This window comes from Thioalkalivibrio sp. ALE17, assembly GCF_000425605.1.
GTDB lineage: Bacteria > Pseudomonadota > Gammaproteobacteria > Ectothiorhodospirales > Ectothiorhodospiraceae > Thioalkalivibrio.
This window is the reverse complement of record NZ_AUDT01000001.1, coordinates 248,294-265,932: the sequence shown is the minus strand read 5'-3', so window position 1 is coordinate 265,932 and position 17,639 is coordinate 248,294. Positions and strand designations below refer to the sequence as shown.

19 protein-coding genes are annotated in these 17,639 nt (G+C 67.7%); 17 read left to right on the top strand and 2 right to left on the bottom strand.

Annotated elements, in window-relative coordinates; all coding sequences use genetic code 11:
- Window positions 1-19 precede the first annotated feature (19 nt).
- Window positions 20-1,030 carry a MerR family transcriptional regulator gene (locus H609_RS0101195; protein ID WP_028484110.1) on the bottom strand — a complete coding sequence of 337 codons (1,011 nt, stop codon included), beginning with the start codon at window positions 1,028-1,030 and terminating at the stop codon, window positions 20-22.
- A gap of 113 nt (window positions 1,031-1,143) precedes the next feature.
- On the opposite strand from H609_RS0101195, the gene H609_RS0101190 reads away from it, so the two are divergent.
- Window positions 1,144-3,054 (top strand): thioredoxin domain-containing protein, encoded by a 1,911-nt coding sequence (locus H609_RS0101190; protein ID WP_028484109.1) that lies wholly within the window; start codon window positions 1,144-1,146, stop codon window positions 3,052-3,054.
- Window positions 3,055-3,272: 218 nt separating this feature from the next.
- Here the strand turns inward: H609_RS0101190 and H609_RS0101185 are convergent, their stop codons facing one another.
- The gene (locus H609_RS0101185; protein WP_018866831.1) at window positions 3,273-4,085 is read right to left on the bottom strand and encodes an inositol monophosphatase family protein; all 813 of its coding nucleotides are present in this window, start codon (window positions 4,083-4,085) and stop codon (window positions 3,273-3,275) included.
- A 148-nt stretch (window positions 4,086-4,233) separates the two neighbouring features.
- Between H609_RS0101185 and H609_RS0101180 the strand changes: the two genes are divergently transcribed.
- The 16 genes from H609_RS0101180 (at window position 4,234) to H609_RS0101105 (ending at window position 17,601) form a co-directional block, all read left to right on the top strand.
- Window positions 4,234-4,977 (top strand): RNA methyltransferase, encoded by a 744-nt coding sequence (locus tag H609_RS0101180; protein ID WP_028484108.1) that lies wholly within the window; start codon window positions 4,234-4,236, stop codon window positions 4,975-4,977.
- Between the two features lie 56 nt (window positions 4,978-5,033).
- Window positions 5,034-5,861, top strand: coding sequence for a serine O-acetyltransferase (gene cysE / locus H609_RS0101175; RefSeq protein WP_196799349.1), 828 nt, complete (start codon window positions 5,034-5,036; stop codon window positions 5,859-5,861).
- Window positions 5,862-5,919: 58 nt separating this feature from the next.
- Entirely contained in the window at window positions 5,920-6,432 is a 513-nt protein-coding gene (locus tag H609_RS0101170; RefSeq protein WP_018875727.1) for an Rrf2 family transcriptional regulator, read from the top strand.
- 6 nt (window positions 6,433-6,438) lie between these two features.
- Entirely contained in the window at window positions 6,439-7,662 is a 1,224-nt protein-coding gene (locus H609_RS0101165; protein WP_028484107.1) for an IscS subfamily cysteine desulfurase, read from the top strand.
- A gap of 54 nt (window positions 7,663-7,716) precedes the next feature.
- A complete protein-coding gene (iscU, locus tag H609_RS0101160; protein WP_028484106.1) occupies window positions 7,717-8,127 on the top strand; it encodes a Fe-S cluster assembly scaffold IscU in 411 nt (136 codons plus the stop codon).
- Window positions 8,128-8,134: 7 nt separating this feature from the next.
- Window positions 8,135-8,458 carry an iron-sulfur cluster assembly protein IscA gene (gene iscA / locus H609_RS0101155; protein WP_017942410.1) on the top strand — a complete coding sequence of 108 codons (324 nt, stop codon included), beginning with the start codon at window positions 8,135-8,137 and terminating at the stop codon, window positions 8,456-8,458.
- Between the two features lie 104 nt (window positions 8,459-8,562).
- Complete coding sequence (gene hscB / locus H609_RS0101150) at window positions 8,563-9,090, top strand: Fe-S protein assembly co-chaperone HscB (protein WP_018878363.1); 528 nt, start codon at window positions 8,563-8,565, stop codon at window positions 9,088-9,090.
- 36 nt (window positions 9,091-9,126) lie between these two features.
- On the top strand, window positions 9,127-11,010 hold the full coding sequence (gene hscA, locus H609_RS0101145) for a Fe-S protein assembly chaperone HscA (protein ID WP_028484105.1): 1,884 nt from the start codon (window positions 9,127-9,129) through the stop codon (window positions 11,008-11,010).
- A gap of 4 nt (window positions 11,011-11,014) precedes the next feature.
- The gene (gene fdx, locus H609_RS0101140; protein WP_018866823.1) at window positions 11,015-11,353 is read left to right on the top strand and encodes an ISC system 2Fe-2S type ferredoxin; all 339 of its coding nucleotides are present in this window, start codon (window positions 11,015-11,017) and stop codon (window positions 11,351-11,353) included.
- 14 nt (window positions 11,354-11,367) lie between these two features.
- A complete protein-coding gene (gene iscX / locus H609_RS0101135; protein WP_018866822.1) occupies window positions 11,368-11,571 on the top strand; it encodes a Fe-S cluster assembly protein IscX in 204 nt (67 codons plus the stop codon).
- Window positions 11,572-12,005: 434 nt separating this feature from the next.
- Window positions 12,006-12,437, top strand: coding sequence for a nucleoside-diphosphate kinase (gene ndk / locus H609_RS0101130; RefSeq protein WP_017942415.1), 432 nt, complete (start codon window positions 12,006-12,008; stop codon window positions 12,435-12,437).
- 108 nt (window positions 12,438-12,545) lie between these two features.
- A complete protein-coding gene (gene rlmN / locus H609_RS0101125) occupies window positions 12,546-13,679 on the top strand; it encodes a 23S rRNA (adenine(2503)-C(2))-methyltransferase RlmN (protein WP_028484104.1) in 1,134 nt (377 codons plus the stop codon).
- Window positions 13,676-14,446: a type IV pilus biogenesis/stability protein PilW gene (gene pilW, locus H609_RS0101120; protein ID WP_028484103.1), complete on the top strand. Its 771-nt coding sequence runs from the start codon at window positions 13,676-13,678 to the stop codon at window positions 14,444-14,446. Before rlmN ends, pilW begins: the two co-directional genes overlap by 4 nt.
- Window positions 14,443-15,624 carry a helix-turn-helix domain-containing protein gene (locus H609_RS0101115; protein WP_028484102.1) on the top strand — a complete coding sequence of 394 codons (1,182 nt, stop codon included), beginning with the start codon at window positions 14,443-14,445 and terminating at the stop codon, window positions 15,622-15,624. Before pilW ends, H609_RS0101115 begins: the two co-directional genes overlap by 4 nt.
- Window positions 15,625-15,668: 44 nt before the next feature.
- On the top strand, window positions 15,669-16,949 hold the full coding sequence (gene hisS, locus H609_RS0101110; protein WP_028484101.1) for a histidine--tRNA ligase: 1,281 nt from the start codon (window positions 15,669-15,671) through the stop codon (window positions 16,947-16,949).
- 37 nt (window positions 16,950-16,986) lie between these two features.
- Window positions 16,987-17,601, top strand: coding sequence for a tetratricopeptide repeat protein (locus H609_RS0101105; protein ID WP_018866817.1), 615 nt, complete (start codon window positions 16,987-16,989; stop codon window positions 17,599-17,601).
- Window positions 17,602-17,639: the final 38 nt, after the last annotated feature.

Here is a 17,639-nt window from a genome sequence, read left to right as displayed (position 1 = left end):
CGGGAGGCGCGCGCGGCGGCTACTGGGGCAGGTGCCGGGAGAGTCGTGCGGCGGCCTCCAGCGGCGGTCCGGGCAGAACCTCCACCGTGCGGCCGTGCTTGACCTTGGAAAGCTCCAGCGCGGCCGAGCCGGCAAGGTAGCAGGGCGGTCCGGCTTGGTTGAGGATGGCCTCCACCCGGGGCAGTTCGGGGCTGCGCATCAACTGCGAGGAACCATGGATGATCAGCGCCGGGGCACGCAGACGGCGCATCAGCGTCTCCAGGCCCTCGGGGCTGGTGGCGTCGAACAGGGGCAGGGTCTTCAGGCCGCGGCGGGCGCAGGCAAGCTGCAGCAGCAGTCCGCCGACTTGCTGGTGGCCGCCGCCGAGCACCAGGCAGGGGTAGGACGGGTCGTCGCAGGCGCGCGTGGCCGAGCGCAGCTGGTCCGCGAATGCCGCCGTGGCCCAGGCGGCGAACACCGCCAGGCGGACCTCGCCCTCGGCATTGTGTCGGGATGCCTCGCGCAGGCGGCGGTACACCTCGAGGAAGGCGCTTTCGTGCACGCCATTCCAGCCGTGGCGCATGACCAGCCGGGCGTAGACGCGATCCAGCTCCCCTGCATCCAGATCCGTGACCGAGTCGTACAGTGCCTCGGCAACCGGGTCCATGGTGTGGGGTGCGATCCCGGGGCCGGGGCTGTCGCGATGACGGGGCGTTGTGGTGGTGTCCGGGGCGTCTTCGGTCGCGTCCGGATCCGGGCGGGGAGTGGCGGCTGCGGGTTCGTCGTCCAGAACCCGGTGGACCTGGGAGACCGGGATGCCCTGGTCCAGCAGTTCCATGATCCGCTTGATGCGGGCGATATCGCCGGGGCTGTAGAGCCGGTGGCCCTTGGGCGTGCGCATGGGACGAATGAGCCCGTAGCGACGCTCCCAGGCGCGCAGCGTCACGTCGTTAATGCCCGTCTCCGCGCAAACGTGCCGGATCGGGTACAGGCCTTCTTCGTCTTGAAGTTCGATGTGCGTTGCGCTCGCCATGGAGAAATTGTACGACATTTATACAGCGCATGTACAAGTGCCGGATCCCGGATGCGATCCGCGGAGACCATTGGGCTGCAGGGATGAACCTTCCCGGTCTTCGCGTCCCAAAGGGTAGCAACCTTTTCTAGATGCTGCTGGAGGGTCACATGTTTGCAACGCCGGAAAATCGCCGGGCCGGTCTGGTCGTTTCGCTGCTGGTCGCAGCCCTCGCGATGCCCGGCGCGGCGCAGGCCAACCCCGAGATGGCCGACAGCATCTCGCCCTACCTCCGGCTGCACACGGACGATCCCGTCCAGTGGCGGGCCTGGGATCCGGCCCTGCTGGAACAGGCCAGGGAGGAGCGGCGGCCGCTGCTGATCTCCAGCGGTTACTACTCCTGCTTCTACTGTCACGTCATGCAGGAAGAGAGCTTCCAGGACGAGGGCATCGCCGAGCGGCTGAACGAGAATTTTATCCCGGTGAAGGTCGATCGCGAGGTCGACGGGGCGCTGGACAGCTACCTGCTGGAGTTTCAGCGGGCCACCGCCGGGAGCGCGGGCTGGCCGCTCAACGTGGTGGTTACGCCCCAGGGGCATGCCCTGACCGGCGTGGTCTATGCCCCGCGCGATCAGTTCGCCGAGTTCCTCGACGGCATTACCGAACGCCTGGAGGCGGACTACGACCGGCTGATCGATCTGGCGCGGCGCGGCAGTGACGAGCTGACCCAGCAACTGCGTGCGGGCGAGGAGCCCTTGTCGGAAAGCCGCGCCGGCCGCCTGCCGCAGGTGTTGTGGAGTCGCCTGGAGCGCGAGTCCGACGACCTGCAGGGCGGGTTCGGCAGCTCCACCAAGTTCCCGCATTCGCCGTATCTGCACGCGATGCTGGAGGCCGAACAGGCGGGCACCGCGCCTGGCTGGGTCGGCGAGTTCCTGGAAATCACGCTCGACGAGATGGCGCACTCCGGTCTGCGTGACGTGCTGGGGGGCGGGTTCTTCCGCTATTCCGAGTCGCCGGACTGGAACGAGCCCCATTTCGAGGTGATGCTGGAGGATCAGGCCCAGCTCGCGCTTTTGTATCTACGGGCCGGTGAGCATTTCGGTCGCGAAGACTGGATCGAGCTGGGGCTGGAGAACCTCGACTTCGTCAAGCGCGACATGGCCCTGCGCGAGGACGAGACCGGCGAGCAGGCGGATACCGCCGAGGGTGGTTTCCGCGGGTTCGCCTCCAGCCTGTCGGCGGTCGACGAGGAAGGGCGTGAGGGGGGTGCCTACCTGTGGCCCGAGGCGGATCTGGAGTCCGCGCTGGCGGACCATGACTACCCGGACCTGGTGCGCGCGTGGTTCGGCATGGAGGGCAGTTCCGTGTTCGATCTCGGCTACCTGCCCCGGCGCGGCGCGGGGGTCGAGGCCCTGGCGGAGCGCTTTGACCTGGACGAGGCGGAGGTTCGCGAGCAGGTGAACGCCGGGCGCGAGATGCTGATCCGGGCGCGCGAGGCGCGCGGCCTGCCGCGGGACGAGAAGGTCCTGACCGGGGCGCATGGCCTGCTGCTCTCCGCCCTTGCGGAGGGGGCGCAGCATGACGAGCGCTTCCGCGAGGCGGGTGCGGCGGTGCACGGCTGGCTGCTGGAGGTCGCTTCCGATCCGGACCAATTGCCCACGCTGATGGGGCTGCCCGCGGATCAGGCCGGGACGGCCACGCTGAATGATTACGCCTTTGTCGCGCGCGGCCTGCGGGACTGGAAGGCCGCCACGGGCGAGGGTGAGCAGGGGCCGGCGCTGGCACTGCTGGAGGCGGCCTGGGAACGCTTCCGCGATGACGACGGCTTCCGCTCGGAGCCGGAGCCGCCGCTGCCGGGGATGATCTCGCAGCGCTTCCATCCAGCGGTGCACCGGCCGTCGCCGACGACCCTGATCTTCCGTCTCAGCGCGGAGTGGCGTGATGCCAGCGAGGCGGTGGATGCGGCGTTCGCGGAATACGACCTGCGCCCGGGGCGCGCCATCGAATCCGACCCGCACCACCACGCCCGCCTGATCCTCTGGCTGCAGCAGCGCGATCGCTGAAGGGCTGTATTACCACAGAGCGCACAGAGGACACGGAGAAGGTCAAGGGCGGTTAACAGGAAGAAGGGAAGGCTGGAAGGAACGATTTCTGGTGGCGATTTGCCCGTTTCCGGGGTCATTCATCCAAACTAAATTCCTTCCGATCTTCTAACCTTCCTGTTAGTCGCATCTGACCTTCTTCGTGCCTTCGTGTGCTTCGTGGTGACCCAACAGGCCCTTCAGGCGTCGGAGCGGGCGGAGGCTTCCTTTTCGGCCTTGTGCAGGCGCTGGAGCATCGCCTTGAGGACCTTGGGGTTGCCGGCGACGACGTCGCCGCGGCGCATCACGTCCGGGTTGCCCTGCCAGTCGCTGACCACGCCGCCGGCTTCCTGCACCAGCAGCAGGCCCGCGGCCATGTCCCAGGGCTGCAGGCCCATCTCCCAGAAGCCGTCGAAGCGCCCGCAGGCGACCCAGGCCAGATCCAGCGCGGCCGAGCCCGGGCGGCGCACGCCGGCCGTGCCCGGGATCAGGTGGCGCAGGCTGCTGAGGTAGCGCTCCAGGTCCTGGCCCTCGCGAAACGGGATGCCGGTACCCAGAAGCGCGCCGTTGAGGTCCTTGCGCTCGGAGACCCGGATGCGGCGGCTGTTGAGGAAGGCACCGGCACCTCGGGTGGCGGTGAAGAGCTCTTCCTTCAGCGGGTCGTAGACCACCGCCTGTTCCAGCCGTCCCTTGTGCTTCAGCGCGATGGAGATGCCGTACTGCGGGATCTCGCGCAGGTAGTTGGTGGTGCCGTCCAGCGGGTCGATGATCCAGACGAAATCGGCGTCGGCACCGCTTTGCTCGCCGCCTTCCTCGGCCATGATCGCGTGATCGGGATAGGCGCGGCGCAGGGTCTGCACGATCGCCTGTTCCGCCGAGAGGTCGACGTCCGAAACCCAGTCGTTGCGGGCCTTCTCGCGGGTATTCATGCGATCCGGCCGGCCCCAGGCGCGGGTGGTGATGCGTCCGGCCTCGCGGGCCGCCGATACCGCCGTGTTCAGCATGGGGTGCATGGGGGTCTCCTGGTGTTCTGCGGGGTGTCCGGCGGGCGCCTGTGGCGCGCCGCGGGAAGGCCGCGAACAATACACAAGCGGCTCTTTCTTGGGAAGTCGTGACCGTGCGCGTGTACAATCCCGCACCGTTCAATACAGGGCCCCGGGAATGGAAGAACGCCTCGGCCGGGTGCGGGTCGTGCTGGTGGGCACGACGCACCCGGGCAACATCGGTTCCGCCGCACGTGCGATGAAGGCCATGGGGGTGACCGACCTCGTGCTGGTGGCGCCGGAGCGGTTCCCGCATGCCGACGCGACGGCGCTGGCCTCGGGCGCGGACGATCTGCTGGCGGGTGCGCGCGTGGTCGAGGAGCTCGCCGCCGCGATCCGCGACTGTGTCTGGGTGGTGGGGACCAGCGCCCGTCTGCGCACCCACTCGGTGCCGGTCCTGGGCCCCGATGTCGCGGCCGGGCAGGCGCTGGGAAACGCCGCCGAGGGGCCGGTGGCCCTGGTCTTTGGCCGCGAGCACAGCGGTCTGACCAACGCCGAACTCGATCATTGCAATGCCTTTGTGCAGATACCCACCGTCCCCGATTTCAGCTCCCTGAATCTGGCCGGCAGCGTTCAGGTTATGACCTACGCGCTGCGCATGGCGGCGCTGAATGGCGAAGCACCCGCCGTGTCCGGAGCCGAGCCGACCGGGGTGGAGCGGGACCCGCCCGCGACCCAGGCGGAGATGGAGGGGCTGTTCCGGCATTTCGAGCAGGCCCTGACCACCATCGATGTGCTCGATCCGGACAACCCGCGCCACCTGATGCGGCGCCTGCGCCACCTGTATCTGCGGGCCGGCCTGAGCGCCAGCGAGGTGCGCATGCTGCGCGGTATATTGACGCACACGGAAAGGGGCCGCTGAGAGCGCGCGCGGGGCGCGTGATACCTTAGTGCAAGACTCAGGAATGAGGCCGGCCGATGTTTGACAGGATGCGCGAGGACATTCGCTGCGTGTTTGACCGCGACCCGGCGGCACGCAACGCCTTCGAGGTGCTGACCGCGTACCCCGGGCTGCATGCCCTGTGGTATCACCGCCTCGCGCACTGGCTGTGGACGCATCGCCTGCGCTGGCTGGGCCGGGTGGTCGGCAACTTCAGCCGCTGGCTCACCGGCATCGAGATCCATCCCGGTGCGACCATTGGCCGGCGCTTCTTCATCGACCACGGCATGGGCGTGGTGATCGGCGAGACCGCCGAGGTGGGCGACGACTGCACGATCTATCACCAGGTCACCCTGGGCGGCACGACCTGGGAGGGGGGCAAGCGCCACCCGACGCTCGGCAACGAGGTGGTCATCGGGGCGGGTGCCAAGCTGTTGGGCCCGATCCACGTTGGCGACCATGCGCGCATCGGCTCCAACGCGGTGGTCCTGAAGGACGTGCCGGCCGATGCGACCGCGGTCGGCATCCCGGCCCGGGTCATCGGGCCACGGCCCGAGCCCGATCCACGATTCCAGCAGATGGCCGACCGCATGGGCTTCGATGCCTACGGCCTGTCGCGCGACATGCCCGACCCGGTGGCCAACGCGATCCACCGTATCGTGCAGCGGGTGCACGACCTGGACGAACGCATGGAGCGGGCCTGCCAGGCGCTCAAGCGCGCCGGGATCGACCCGGGCGAGGCCCTGGGCGAAGACGATTCCGGCCCGCTGGAGGCCTGCGATCTGGAGGGCCTGGAGCCGGACGAATGCGAGGTCCCGGGAGCTGCCACGAGCGAACAAGAACGTAAACAGCAGGGGAATACTTGATCGTTTTTGTCAGGTATTGCTAAGCTTGCCGGCAAATGACCGACAAGTGCACTCAACCATGAAACTGACGACCAAAGGCCGCTACGCCGTGACCGCCATGCTGGATGTGGCGATGCACACCCGCAACGGGCCGGTATCCCTGGCCGAGGTTGCGCGCCGGCAGAAGCTTTCATTGTCCTATCTGGAGCAGCTCTTTTCCAGGCTGCGCCGCAAGGGGCTGGTGAACAGCAGCCGCGGGCCGGGCGGAGGCTATGCCCTGAGCCGGGATCCGGAGGGCATCAGCGTCGCCGATATCGTGGTGGCGGTGGACGAGCCGGTGGACGTGACCCGCTGCGGTGGCAAGGCCAACTGCAATTCCGATTCGCGCTGCCTGACGCACGACCTGTGGACCGATCTGAGCCAGCAGGTCTACGACTTTCTCAGTACCCGCTCGCTGGCGGATGTGCTGCAGCGCCACCGCGAACAAATGGAAAAAGACGGTGTGCAGGAGGTCGTGATGCACGGCGCCTCCCTGCAGGCCTCGTCCGACAAAAGCCATGCGGCCGCCGAGACGGCCGCGGAGAGGAGCTAACGCCCCATGAGTGACCTGAAACTGCCGATCTATCTCGACTATTCCTCCACCACGCCGGTCGATGAGCGCGTGGCGGAAAAGATGGCGGGCTGCCTGACCAAGGACGGGCTGTTCGGGAACCCGGCCTCGCGCAGCCACAGTTTTGGCTGGAACGCGGAGAAGGCGGTCGAGAACGCCCGGGGCCAGGTGGCCCAGCTGGTGGGCGCCGATCCGAAGGAGATCATCTGGACCTCCGGCGCGACCGAGGCCGACAACCTGGCGATCAAGGGTGCTGCGCACTTCTACCAGCGCAAGGGCAAGCACATCATCACGGTGAAGACCGAGCACAAGGCCGTGCTGGACACCACGCGCCAGCTCGAGCGCGAAGGCTTCGAGGTCACCTACCTGGGCGTGAAGGAAAACGGCCTGGTCGACATGCAGGAGCTGGAAGACGCGATGCGTGACGACACCATCGTGGTCTCGGTGATGCACGTGAACAACGAGATCGGTGTCATCCAGGACATCGAGGCGATCGGCAACCTGTGCCGCGAGCGCGGGATCGTGTTCCATGTGGACGCCGCGCAATCCACCGGCAAGGTCGCGGTCGATCTGTCGAAGCTGCCGGTGGACCTGATGAGTTTCTCCGCGCACAAGACCTACGGCCCGAAGGGCATCGGTGCGCTGTTCGTGCGGCGCAAGCCGCGCGTGCGCATCGAGGCCCAGATGCACGGCGGTGGCCACGAGCGCGGCATGCGCTCCGGCACGCTGGCGCCGCACCAGATCGTCGGCATGGGCGAGGCCTTCGCGATCGCCGGTGCCGAGATGGGTCCCGAGCTGGAGCGCGTGCGCATGCTGCGCGACCGCCTCTGGGCCGGTCTCGACGGCATGGAAGAGGTCTACTTGAACGGTGACCAGGAACAGCGTGTCGCGCACAACCTGAACGTGTCGTTCAACTTCGTCGAGGGCGAGAGCCTGATCATGGCGCTGCGCGACATCGCGGTGTCCTCCGGCTCGGCCTGCACCTCGGCCAGCCTGGAGCCGTCCTACGTGCTGCGCGCACTGGGCCGCGACGACGAGCTGGCACACAGCTCGATCCGCTTCTCCATCGGTCGCTACACCACCGTGGAGGAGATCGACCACACGGTCGAGATCGTGCGCGCTGCGGTCGCCAAGCTGCGCGAGCTCTCCCCGCTGTGGGAGATGTACCAGGACGGCATCGATCTGAGCACCGTCGAGTGGGCGGCCCACTAGGGGCCCGCTCGACACCACTAACGCAACGCGTACACACGCAACAGGAGAACGGTCATGGCGTACAGTGACAAGGTTCTGGACCACTATGAAAATCCGCGCAACGTCGGCAGCTTCGACAAGAACGACGACACGGTCGGCACCGGCATGGTCGGCGCCCCGGCCTGCGGCGACGTGATGAAGCTGCAGATCAAGGTCAACGACGAGGGCATCATCGAGGACGCCAAGTTCAAGACCTATGGCTGCGGCTCGGCGATCGCCTCCAGCTCGCTGCTCACCGAATGGGTGCGTGGCAAGACCCTGGAAGAGGCGAGCCAGATTAAGAACACCCAGATCGCCGAAGAGCTGGCCCTGCCGCCGGTGAAGATCCACTGCTCCGTGCTGGCCGAGGACGCCATCAAGGCGGCGGTATCGAACTACCAGGAGCGCCACGGCCAGTCCGCGGAAGCCGAGAAGAAATCTGCCTGAGGGCCCTATGGCGATTACAGTGACCGAACCCGCGGCCGAACGCATCCACAACTTCCTCGAAAAGCGGGGCAAGGGTGTGGGCGTCCGGCTGGGCGTCAGGACGACCGGCTGCTCCGGCATGGCCTACGTGGTGGAGTTCGCCGACGATATCGAGGAGACCGACACGGTCTTCGAGGATCGTGGCGTCAAGATGGTCGTGAACCCGAAGTCTCTCGTGTATCTGGACGGCACCGAGCTGGACTTCGGCAAGGAAGGCCTGAACGAGGGGTTCAAGTTCAACAACCCGAACGAGAAGGCCCGGTGCGGCTGCGGTGAAAGCTTCAGCATCTGACTGAGCCTCGCACGCGGGGTGGTGCATGGCGGTTGCCCGGGGATACGTCCCCGGTGGCTGTCGTCCCACCCCTTTTCTTTTGCAAGCCCGTCGCAAGGGACGCAATGAACGACCCATTCGAGCAGTTTGACCTGCCGGTGGCCTTCGAGGTCGACCGGCAACAGCTGGACGAGCGCTTTCGTCGCCTGCAGGCGGAACTGCACCCGGACCGCTTCGTGCGCCAGGGTGACCAGGCGCGCCGCATGGCGGCGGCGGTGGCGGCCGACGTGAACGAGGCCTACGCGATCCTGGGTGACGACTACCGCCGGGCCGTGCACCTGCTGGAACGGACCGGGGTGGCCTTTGACCCCGAACGCGATACCAGTCAGGACATCGAGTTCATCGAGGCGCAGATCGAATGGCGTGAACGCCTGGAGGAAACCGCGGCGAGCGGGGATGCGGCCGGACTGGAAGCGGTCGCGACCGAGCTGGCGCAGGCTCGCGCCGAGGCACGGGCGAAGGTGGCGGATGCCCTGAAGGAGCCGGGGACCCCGGCGCCGGATGCCAAGGACCGGGTGCTGGAGCTGCGCTTCTTCGATCGCCTGCTGGAAGAAACGAAACGAACCCGACAGAACCTGGCGCGCGGCAAGTAGCACCCGCCGCGCCCGTGTGAAGGAGCCGAATACCCGATGGCGTTATTGCAGATCACCGAACCCGGAGCCGAGTCCGCGCCGCACCAGCGCCATCTCGCGGCCGGGATCGACCTCGGCACGACCCACTCGCTGGTCGCGACCGTGCGCAGCGGCGAGGCGGACACGCTGCCCGACGAACAGGGTCGGCATATCCTGCCGTCGGTGGTGCACTATGCCGCGGATGCGGTGAGCGTGGGGCATGCGGCTGCCGAGCACGCCGCGGATGACCCGCACAACACCATCGCCTCGGTCAAAAGGCTCATCGGGCGCGGCGCGGCGGACGTCGCCACGCTGTCCGGCGAGCTGCCGTTCCGGCTGAAGACCGGCGAGTCCAGCGTGCCGCGCATCGAGACCGCCGCGGGCGACAAGACGGCGGTGGAGGTGTCCGCGGAGATCCTGCATACCCTGCGCCAGCGGGCCGAGGAGACCCTGGGCGACGAACTCGAAGGCGTGGTGATCACCGTGCCCGCGTACTTCGACGATGCCCAGCGCCAGGCCACGCGGGACGCCGCACAGCTGGCCGGCCTGAATGTCTTCCGCCTGATCAGCGAGCCGACCGCGGCGGCGGTCGCCTACGGACTGGACCAGGGCGAAGAGAACACCATTGCCGTCTATGACCTGGGCGGCGGTACCTTCGATATCTCTATCCTGCAGCTGCGCCGCGGGGTGTTCGAGGTGCTGGCGACCGGCGGTGATTCCGCCCTAGGCGGCGACGACATCGACCGCGCCATCGCCGACTGGCTGCTGAACCAGGCCGGCATGGCCGGAGAGACCGATCCGCAGCGCCTGCGCCGCGTGCTGCTGGCCGCCCGCCAGGCCAAGGAGGCCCTGACCGATGCCGCGCGTACCCCGGTCGAGGTCAGGCGCGCCGACGGCTCCACCTGGTCCGGCGAGCTGGATCGCGACACCCTGGTGGAGCTGGCGCGGCCGTTGCTGGAGCGCACCATGGCCGCCTGCCGGCAGGTGCTGGAGGATGCCGGGCTGGAGCCCGGCGCCATCGACGAGGTGGTGCTGGTGGGTGGTTCCACCCGCATGCCGGCGGTGCGCGAGGCGGTGGAGGGCTTCTTCGGCCGCACCCCGCACGCCGGCATCGACCCGGACCGCGTGGTCGCGATCGGGGCCGCGCAACAGGCGGACATCCTCGCCGGCAACAAGCCGGATACCGAACTGGTGCTGCTGGACGTGATCCCGCTGTCGCTGGGGCTGGAGACGATGGGCGGTCTGGTCGAGTTCATCGTCCCGCGCAACACCACCATCCCGGTCACGCGGGCGCAGGAGTTCACCACCTTCAAGGACGGCCAGACCGCGATGTCGCTGCACGTGGTGCAGGGCGAACGCGATGTGGTCGATGCCAACCGCTCGCTCGCCCGGTTCACATTGTCGGGCATCCCGCCGATGGTCGCGGGCGCTGCGCGCATTCGCGTGACCTTCCAGGTGGACGCCGACGGCCTGCTGAACGTAACGGCACGCGAGCAGACCCAGGGTGTGGAGGCGCATATCGAGGTCAAGCCGAGCTACGGCCTGACCGATTCCGAGATCGAGCAGATGTTGCGCGATTCCGCCTCCTCCGCGCGCGAGGACATGGAGGCGCGGCGCTTGCGCGAGGAACAGGTCGAGGCCGACCGCGTGCTCGAGGCGCTGGACGCCGCGCTGGAGACGGACGGTGACCGCTACCTCGAGGCCGCGGAACGCCAGACCATCGAGCAGGCGCGCGACGCCCTGCGCGCCGAACGCGAGAAGGGGGTCGACCCCGACGCCATCGAGGCGGCGCGCAAGCGCGTGGAGCAGGCCTCCGAGGCCTTTGTCGCGCGGCGCATGAATGACAGCATCCGGCGCGCGCTCGCCGGACACAACGTTAGCGAATACGACGCAGGGAACTGACACCATGCCCCAGGTAATCTTTCTGCCCCACGAGGAAATCTGCCCGGAGGGGGCCTCCATCGAGGCCGAGCCGGGCATCAGCATCTGCGATCTCGCCCTGAAAAACGGGATCGAGATCGAACACGCCTGCGAGAAGTCCTGTGCCTGCACGACCTGCCACGTCTACGTGCGCGAGGGGCTGGACAGTCTGGAGGAGGCCACCGAGGACGAAGAGGACATGCTCGACAAGGCCTGGGGCCTGGAGCCGGACTCGCGGCTGTCCTGCCAGGCGATCGTCGCGGACACGGACCTCGTGGTGGAACTGCCGAAGTACACCATCAATCAGGTCTCCGAGAACCACTGAGCGAGGGAAAGGCGATGAAGTGGACCGATACCCAGGAAATCGCGATGCAGCTGGCCGACGAACACCCGGACGTCGACCCGCGCAACATCAACTTCGTGGACCTGCGCCAGTGGGTGATGAACCTGCCGGACTTCGACGATGACCCCAACCGCTCCGGCGAGCGCATCCTCGAGGCGATCCAGGCCGCCTGGATGGACGAGGCCGACGTCGACGACTGACCGGGCGCTTTGGCGTTCAAGGGCGTTTATTCACCACGAAGCTCACGAAGGCACGAAGAAATTCAAGGGCGAAACCCTTTTCCACCACTGAGAACACAGAGGACACAGAGAAGGGAAGTGCGTTGAAGCACCATCCGCTTTCGGGTTTGGTTGACGCCCCAGCCCAGTACTTTGGTGTTTTTCATCCATTGGCTCCGTGTCCTCCGAGAACTCCGTGGTTCAACCGACCTTGACCTTCTTCGTGCCTTCGTGTGCTTCGTGGTGAAATCGGGGTTTGCGGCGGAGGATTGCCGTGGGCGTGGGAGGTCGCTAGACTACGCGCCGCACGTTGTGTCCGCGTCGTTTTGCGTTGGGAACCCGCCGTACGGCGGGTTCTCGCGTTTACAGACGGGCCCGGCGAATGACATCCATCCAAGTAGCAGGAGAGCCGCCCCATGGCCGTTGAACGCACCCTTTCCATCATCAAGCCCGACGCCGTTGCCAAGAACGCGATCGGCGACATCATCGGCCGCTTCGAGAAGGCCGGCCTGAAGGTCGTTGGCGCGCGCATGATGCACCTGAGCCGCGAACAGGCCGAAGGCTTCTACGACGTGCACAAGGAGCGCCCGTTCTTCAACGATCTGGTTGAGTTCATGATCTCCGGCCCGGTGCTGGTTCAGGTCCTCGAAGGCGAAGACGCCATTGCCAAGAACCGCGACATCATGGGCGCGACCAACCCGAAGGAAGCGGCCCCGGGCACCATCCGCGCCGATTTCGCCGTATCCATCGACGAGAACGCCGTGCACGGCTCCGATGCCCCGGAGACCGCCGAGCGCGAGATCGCCTTCTTCTTCGGTGACGACGGCGTCTGCCCGCGCACCCGCTAAGACGGTCCGCATGTGCTGCGGGGCCCGGTTGCACCGCGCGCCGGGCCCCGTAGGCAGGCATCCCTTCGGCACAGTACACTAGGGGACTTGAGCCAACCGGTCCCTGATATGGCAAGCGCATCCTCCACCCCCCTGAATCTGCTGGGCTACAGCCACCAACAGCTTGTCGAGCTGCTGGCGCAGTGGGGTGAACCGCGTTTTCGTGCCACCCAGCTCGTCAAGTGGATCCATCAGCGCGGGGTCACCGACTTCGAGCAGATGACCGACGTCTCGCGCAAGCTGCGCGAGCGCCTGGCGCGCGAGACCGAGATCCGCGTCCCCGAGATCGGGCTGGAAAAGGCCTCCGCCGACGGCACCGTCAAGTGGGTGCTGCGGCTCCCCGACGGCAATGCCATCGAGACCGTCTTCATCCCCGAGGGCGGGCGCGGCACGCTGTGCATCTCCTCCCAAGTCGGCTGCGCGCTCGACTGCACCTTCTGTTCCACCGCTCAGCAGGGTTTCAACCGCAACCTCGCCAGCGCCGAGATCATCGGCCAGGTGTGGCTGGCCATGCAGCGCCTGCCGGCGCCGGAAGGGCGCAAGCGGGCGGTGAGCAACGTGGTGCTGATGGGGATGGGCGAGCCGCTGGCCAACTTCGACGCGGTCGTGCCGGCCTGCCAGCTCATGACCGACGACAACGCCTACGGCCTGAGCCGGCGGCGCGTGACCCTGTCCACTTCCGGTCTGGTGCCGGCGCTGGATCGTCTGAGCGAACACACGGATGTCGCGCTGGCCGTCAGTCTGCACGCGCCGAATGATGCGCTGCGCGACCGTCTAGTGCCGATCAACCGCAAGTACCCGATCGCCGAGTTGCTGGACAGCTGTCGCCGCTATGTGGAGGCGACCGATGCCCACAGTGGCGTGACCTTCGAATACGTGCTGCTGGCCGGGGTCAACGACCAGCCGGAACATGCCAACGAGCTTGCCGGACTGTTGCGCGGTATTCCCGGCAAGATCAACCTGATCCCGTTCAATCCGTTCCCGGGGGCCCCGTTCGACCGCCCGCGGGAGGCCGATGTGCTGGCCTTTGAACGACGGCTGCAAAAGGCCGGCTACGTCACCACCGTGCGGCGTACCCGCGGGGATGACATCGATGCCGCCTGCGGCCAGCTGGTGGGCCAGGTCGAGGACCGTACCAATCGCGGGATGCGCATGTTCCGCTTGCATGCCGAATTGCCACAGACGGATCGGAGGGCTTCATGACGGGACGCGCGGGTTGGCGCCTCGCCGCGGCGTTGGCGCTGGCGCTGGTGCTGGGGGGCTGTGCCGCCACGGCCGACCGGCCGGTATCCGGCGAGCGCGAGGAGGCCGCCGAGGTGCACGCCGAGCTCGGGATCGGGTATCTGCGCGAGGGCGAGTTCGAACAGGCCGAACGCAACCTGCGTCGGGCGCTGGACTATGACCCCGGCGATGCCCTGGCCAATATCGGCATGGCCGCGGTCCTCGAGCGCAAGGGCCAGCTGGATCGCGCCGAGGAACATTACCGCCGGGCCCTGCGCCGTGACGAGGGCAACCCCTTCGCCCAGACCAACCTGGGGGCGTTGTTGTGCAGCCGCGAGGAATTCGACGAGGCGCAGGCCCTGTTCGCGCGCGCCATCGACAATCCGGATTATGACCGCCGCGACATCGCCTACATGAACTCCGGCGTCTGCCACGCCGATGCGGGGGATGTGGAGCAGGCCGAACGCCAGTTGCGGCGGGCCCTGGAGCTGAACCCGCAGTATCCGCGCGCGCTGCTGGAGATGGCCCGGCTGACCTACCAGGACGGCCGGCCGATGCAGACCCGCGCCTTCCTGCAGCGGCTGGACAGCCAGGGTATCGAGAGCGCCGAGACCCTTCTGCTGTGCTATCAGGCCGAAACCGCGCTGGGCAACAGCCGCGCGGCCAATGCCTGCGCCGAGCGCCTGAGCCGTCAGCATCCGGACAGCGACGAGATGACCGAGTTGCGGCGTCTGGAGCGTGAAGGATGAGTGATCCGCGCGACAAGGAACCGGACCTGGGGCGGGTCGAGGACGTTGACGATTCGACCACCAACGTCGCCCCCCTGCGTACCGAGGGGAGCGACCCGGACCCCGAGCCCTCGTTCTCGGCCGCGCACGGCCTGACCACGCGCGACCGTCCTGCCGAGGCCGAGGCAGAGACGCCCGGGGGCCAGAACGAGCCCGGTGCGAGTCTGCGCCGAGCCCGCGAGGCCGCGGGGCTCGATACCGCGACCCTGGCCAGTCGGATCCACCTCGGGCGCGGCACACTGGAAGATCTCGAGGCCAATCGCTTTCATCACATGCCGCCGGCCTATGTACGCGGGTACCTGCGCTCCTGTGCCCGCGAGCTGGGGGTGGACGCGGGACCCTGGATCCAGTCGTTCGAACAGCACGGGCTGGTGGATCCCGAGCTGCAGGCGGTTGCGACCCCCTCGGCGCGGGCACGCCGGCGCCGCCGCAGCCGCGGGATCTACTGGCTGGCACTGTTGCTGCTTGTGGCCCTGCTGGGGCTCGGGGTCTATGCCTGGAACGAGCGCACGGACGCGCTCGGCCTGCCGTCCATCAACCTTGGGGACGCCCGGGAAGCTGTACAGGGGCTTGCGGATCCGGCGTTGACGGACGAAGAACCGGCCGGGGTGCCGGATGGTGAAGCCGCGCCCCCGGAAGCGCTCCCGACCGAGGGCGGAGCGGAGGGTAGCGCGGCGGCCGAGGCCGCCGAAGCCGAGCCCATCGAGTCGGGCGAGGGTACCCCTGACACTGGCATTGAGGATGGCCAGACCCTCGCGATCACGCCCGAGTCCCTGACCGAGCGTGTGGCCGTGCCGGAGGAACCGGTCACGCCCGAGGTCGCGTCCGAGATGGCCTCGCTGCCGGAGGCCGAAGCCCCGGCCGAGACGTCGCCGGCCCCGGCGGACACCGCAGGGGGCGCCGAGCTGGTGCTGGAGTTCTCCGAAACCTCCTGGGTGGAGATCCGCGACGCCGCTGACGAGGTCGTCCTGACCGGCGTTCTCAGTTTGGGGGATCGCGAGACGCTGCGCCTGGAATTGCCAGGCCGTGTGATCCTCGGCAACGCCGAGGGGGTCTCGCTGACACTGGATGGCACGCCCGTCGATCTCGAGCCGCATATTCGGAGCGACCGCACCGCGCGCTTCGACCTGGAAGGCTGACGCGGGATCTGCCCGCGCGGCCATCACGTACAAGAAAAGACATCATGAAAGCGATCAAGTCGATCCGCGGGATGCACGACATCCTGCCCGAGTCCGTTCACGTCTGGCAGCACCTGGAAGACACGCTGCGCGAGGTCCTGGAGGGCTACGGCTACCATGAAATCCGCATGCCGATCGTCGAGGCGACCGAGCTGTTCAAGCGTTCCATCGGGGATGTCACGGACATCGTCGAGAAGGAGATGTACACCTTCGATGACCGCAACGGCGACAGCCTGAGCCTGCGCCCCGAGGGCACGGCCAGTTGCGTGCGCGCGGGGATCCAGCACGGGCTGCTGCACAACCAGGTGCAGCGGCTGTGGTATCTGGGGCCGATGTTCCGCCACGAGCGGCCGCAGAAGGGGCGCTACCGCCAGTTCCACCAGGTCGGGGTCGAGGTCTTCGGTCTGCCGGGGCCGGATGTGGACGCCGAGATGCTGGCGATGACCGCGCGCCTGTGGCGCATGCTGGGGCTGGCCAACGTGCGCCTGGAGCTGAACACCCTGGGGACGCCGGAAAGCCGCCGCCGGTACCGCGACCATCTGATCGCCTATTTCGAACAGCACCGGGAGGCCCTGGACGAGGAGGCGCAGCGTCGGCTCTACGACAACCCGATGCGCATCCTCGACAGCAAGCACCCAGAGACCCGTGCGATCGTCGCCAACGCCCCCAGCCTGATGGACGACCTCGACGAGGCCTCCCGTGCCCATTTCGATGCCCTGTGCGCGCACCTCGATGCGCTGGGCATCCCCTACGAGCACAATCCGCGACTGGTGCGCGGGCTCGATTACTATACGCACACCGTGTTCGAGTGGATCACCGACGATCTCGGTGCCCAGGGCACGGTCTGCGCCGGGGGCCGGTACGATGGCCTGGTCGAGCAGCTGGGGGGGCGCGGGACCCCGGCCATCGGCATGGCCATGGGCCTGGAGCGCCTGGTGGCGTTGCTGGAGGCCCGCGAAGAGGCCCCCGCCGCGCCCGGACCCGATGCCTACCTGATCGTCGGGGGCGACGAACTGGTGGGGCCGGCGTTGCAACTGGCCGAGGCGCTGCGTGGCGAGCTGCCCGGCTTGCGCCTGGTCCAGCACTGTGGCGGCGGCAGCTTCAAGTCGCAGATGAAGCGGGCCGATCGCCTCGGCGCCCACTACGCCCTGGTCCTCGGGAGTGACGAGCACGCCGCGGGCACCGTGACGGTGAAGCCGTTAAGATCGCAGGGCGGCGAGCAGGTAGCCGTGGAGCGTACCGCACTGGCCGATCATCTCCGTACAGCGCTGGCGCAGCGGTCGTAACCGCTCCAGCGCGGATCCAGCAAGAACAAGGAACAGCATGAGCGATCTCACCGACGAAGAAAAAGCCGAACGCATCAAACAGTGGTGGGCGGACAACGGCCTTGCGATCGTGGCCGGCCTAGTCCTCGGGGTCGCCGGTCTGTTCGGCTGGAACTGGTGGAGCGATCGGGAAGAAACCCGAGCCCAGGCGGCCTCCGAGATGTATCAGGCCCTGCAGGTGGCCGGCCAGACCGGGCAGACCGATCGCGCCCAGGAACTGGCCGATGCGATCATCGAGCAGGGCCGGGGCACGCCATACCGTGCGCTGGCCTGGGTCTACCGCGCGGATGTCGCCATTGCCCAGGACGATCACGACACGGCGATCAGCGCCCTGCAGGCCGCGCGCGACGCGGCCCCCGATCGGGGCTACCGCGAGGTGCTGACCCTGCGTCTCGCGCGCCAGATGATCCTGGCCGAGCGTCTGGACGACGCCGAGACCACCCTCGCGGATGTGCGCAGTGAGGCCTTCAACGGCCTGAAGCGCGAGCTGCAGGGCGATCTCGCCCGTGCTCGCGGCGATCGCGAGGGCGCCCGGGAACATTACGAGGCGGCCCTGGACGCGGGCCACAGCCCCGAATACCTGCGCCTGAAATACGAAGAGCTTTCCGTTTGAATGAGGGGGGCGGAGTCTGTCGGACTTGGAACTGATCG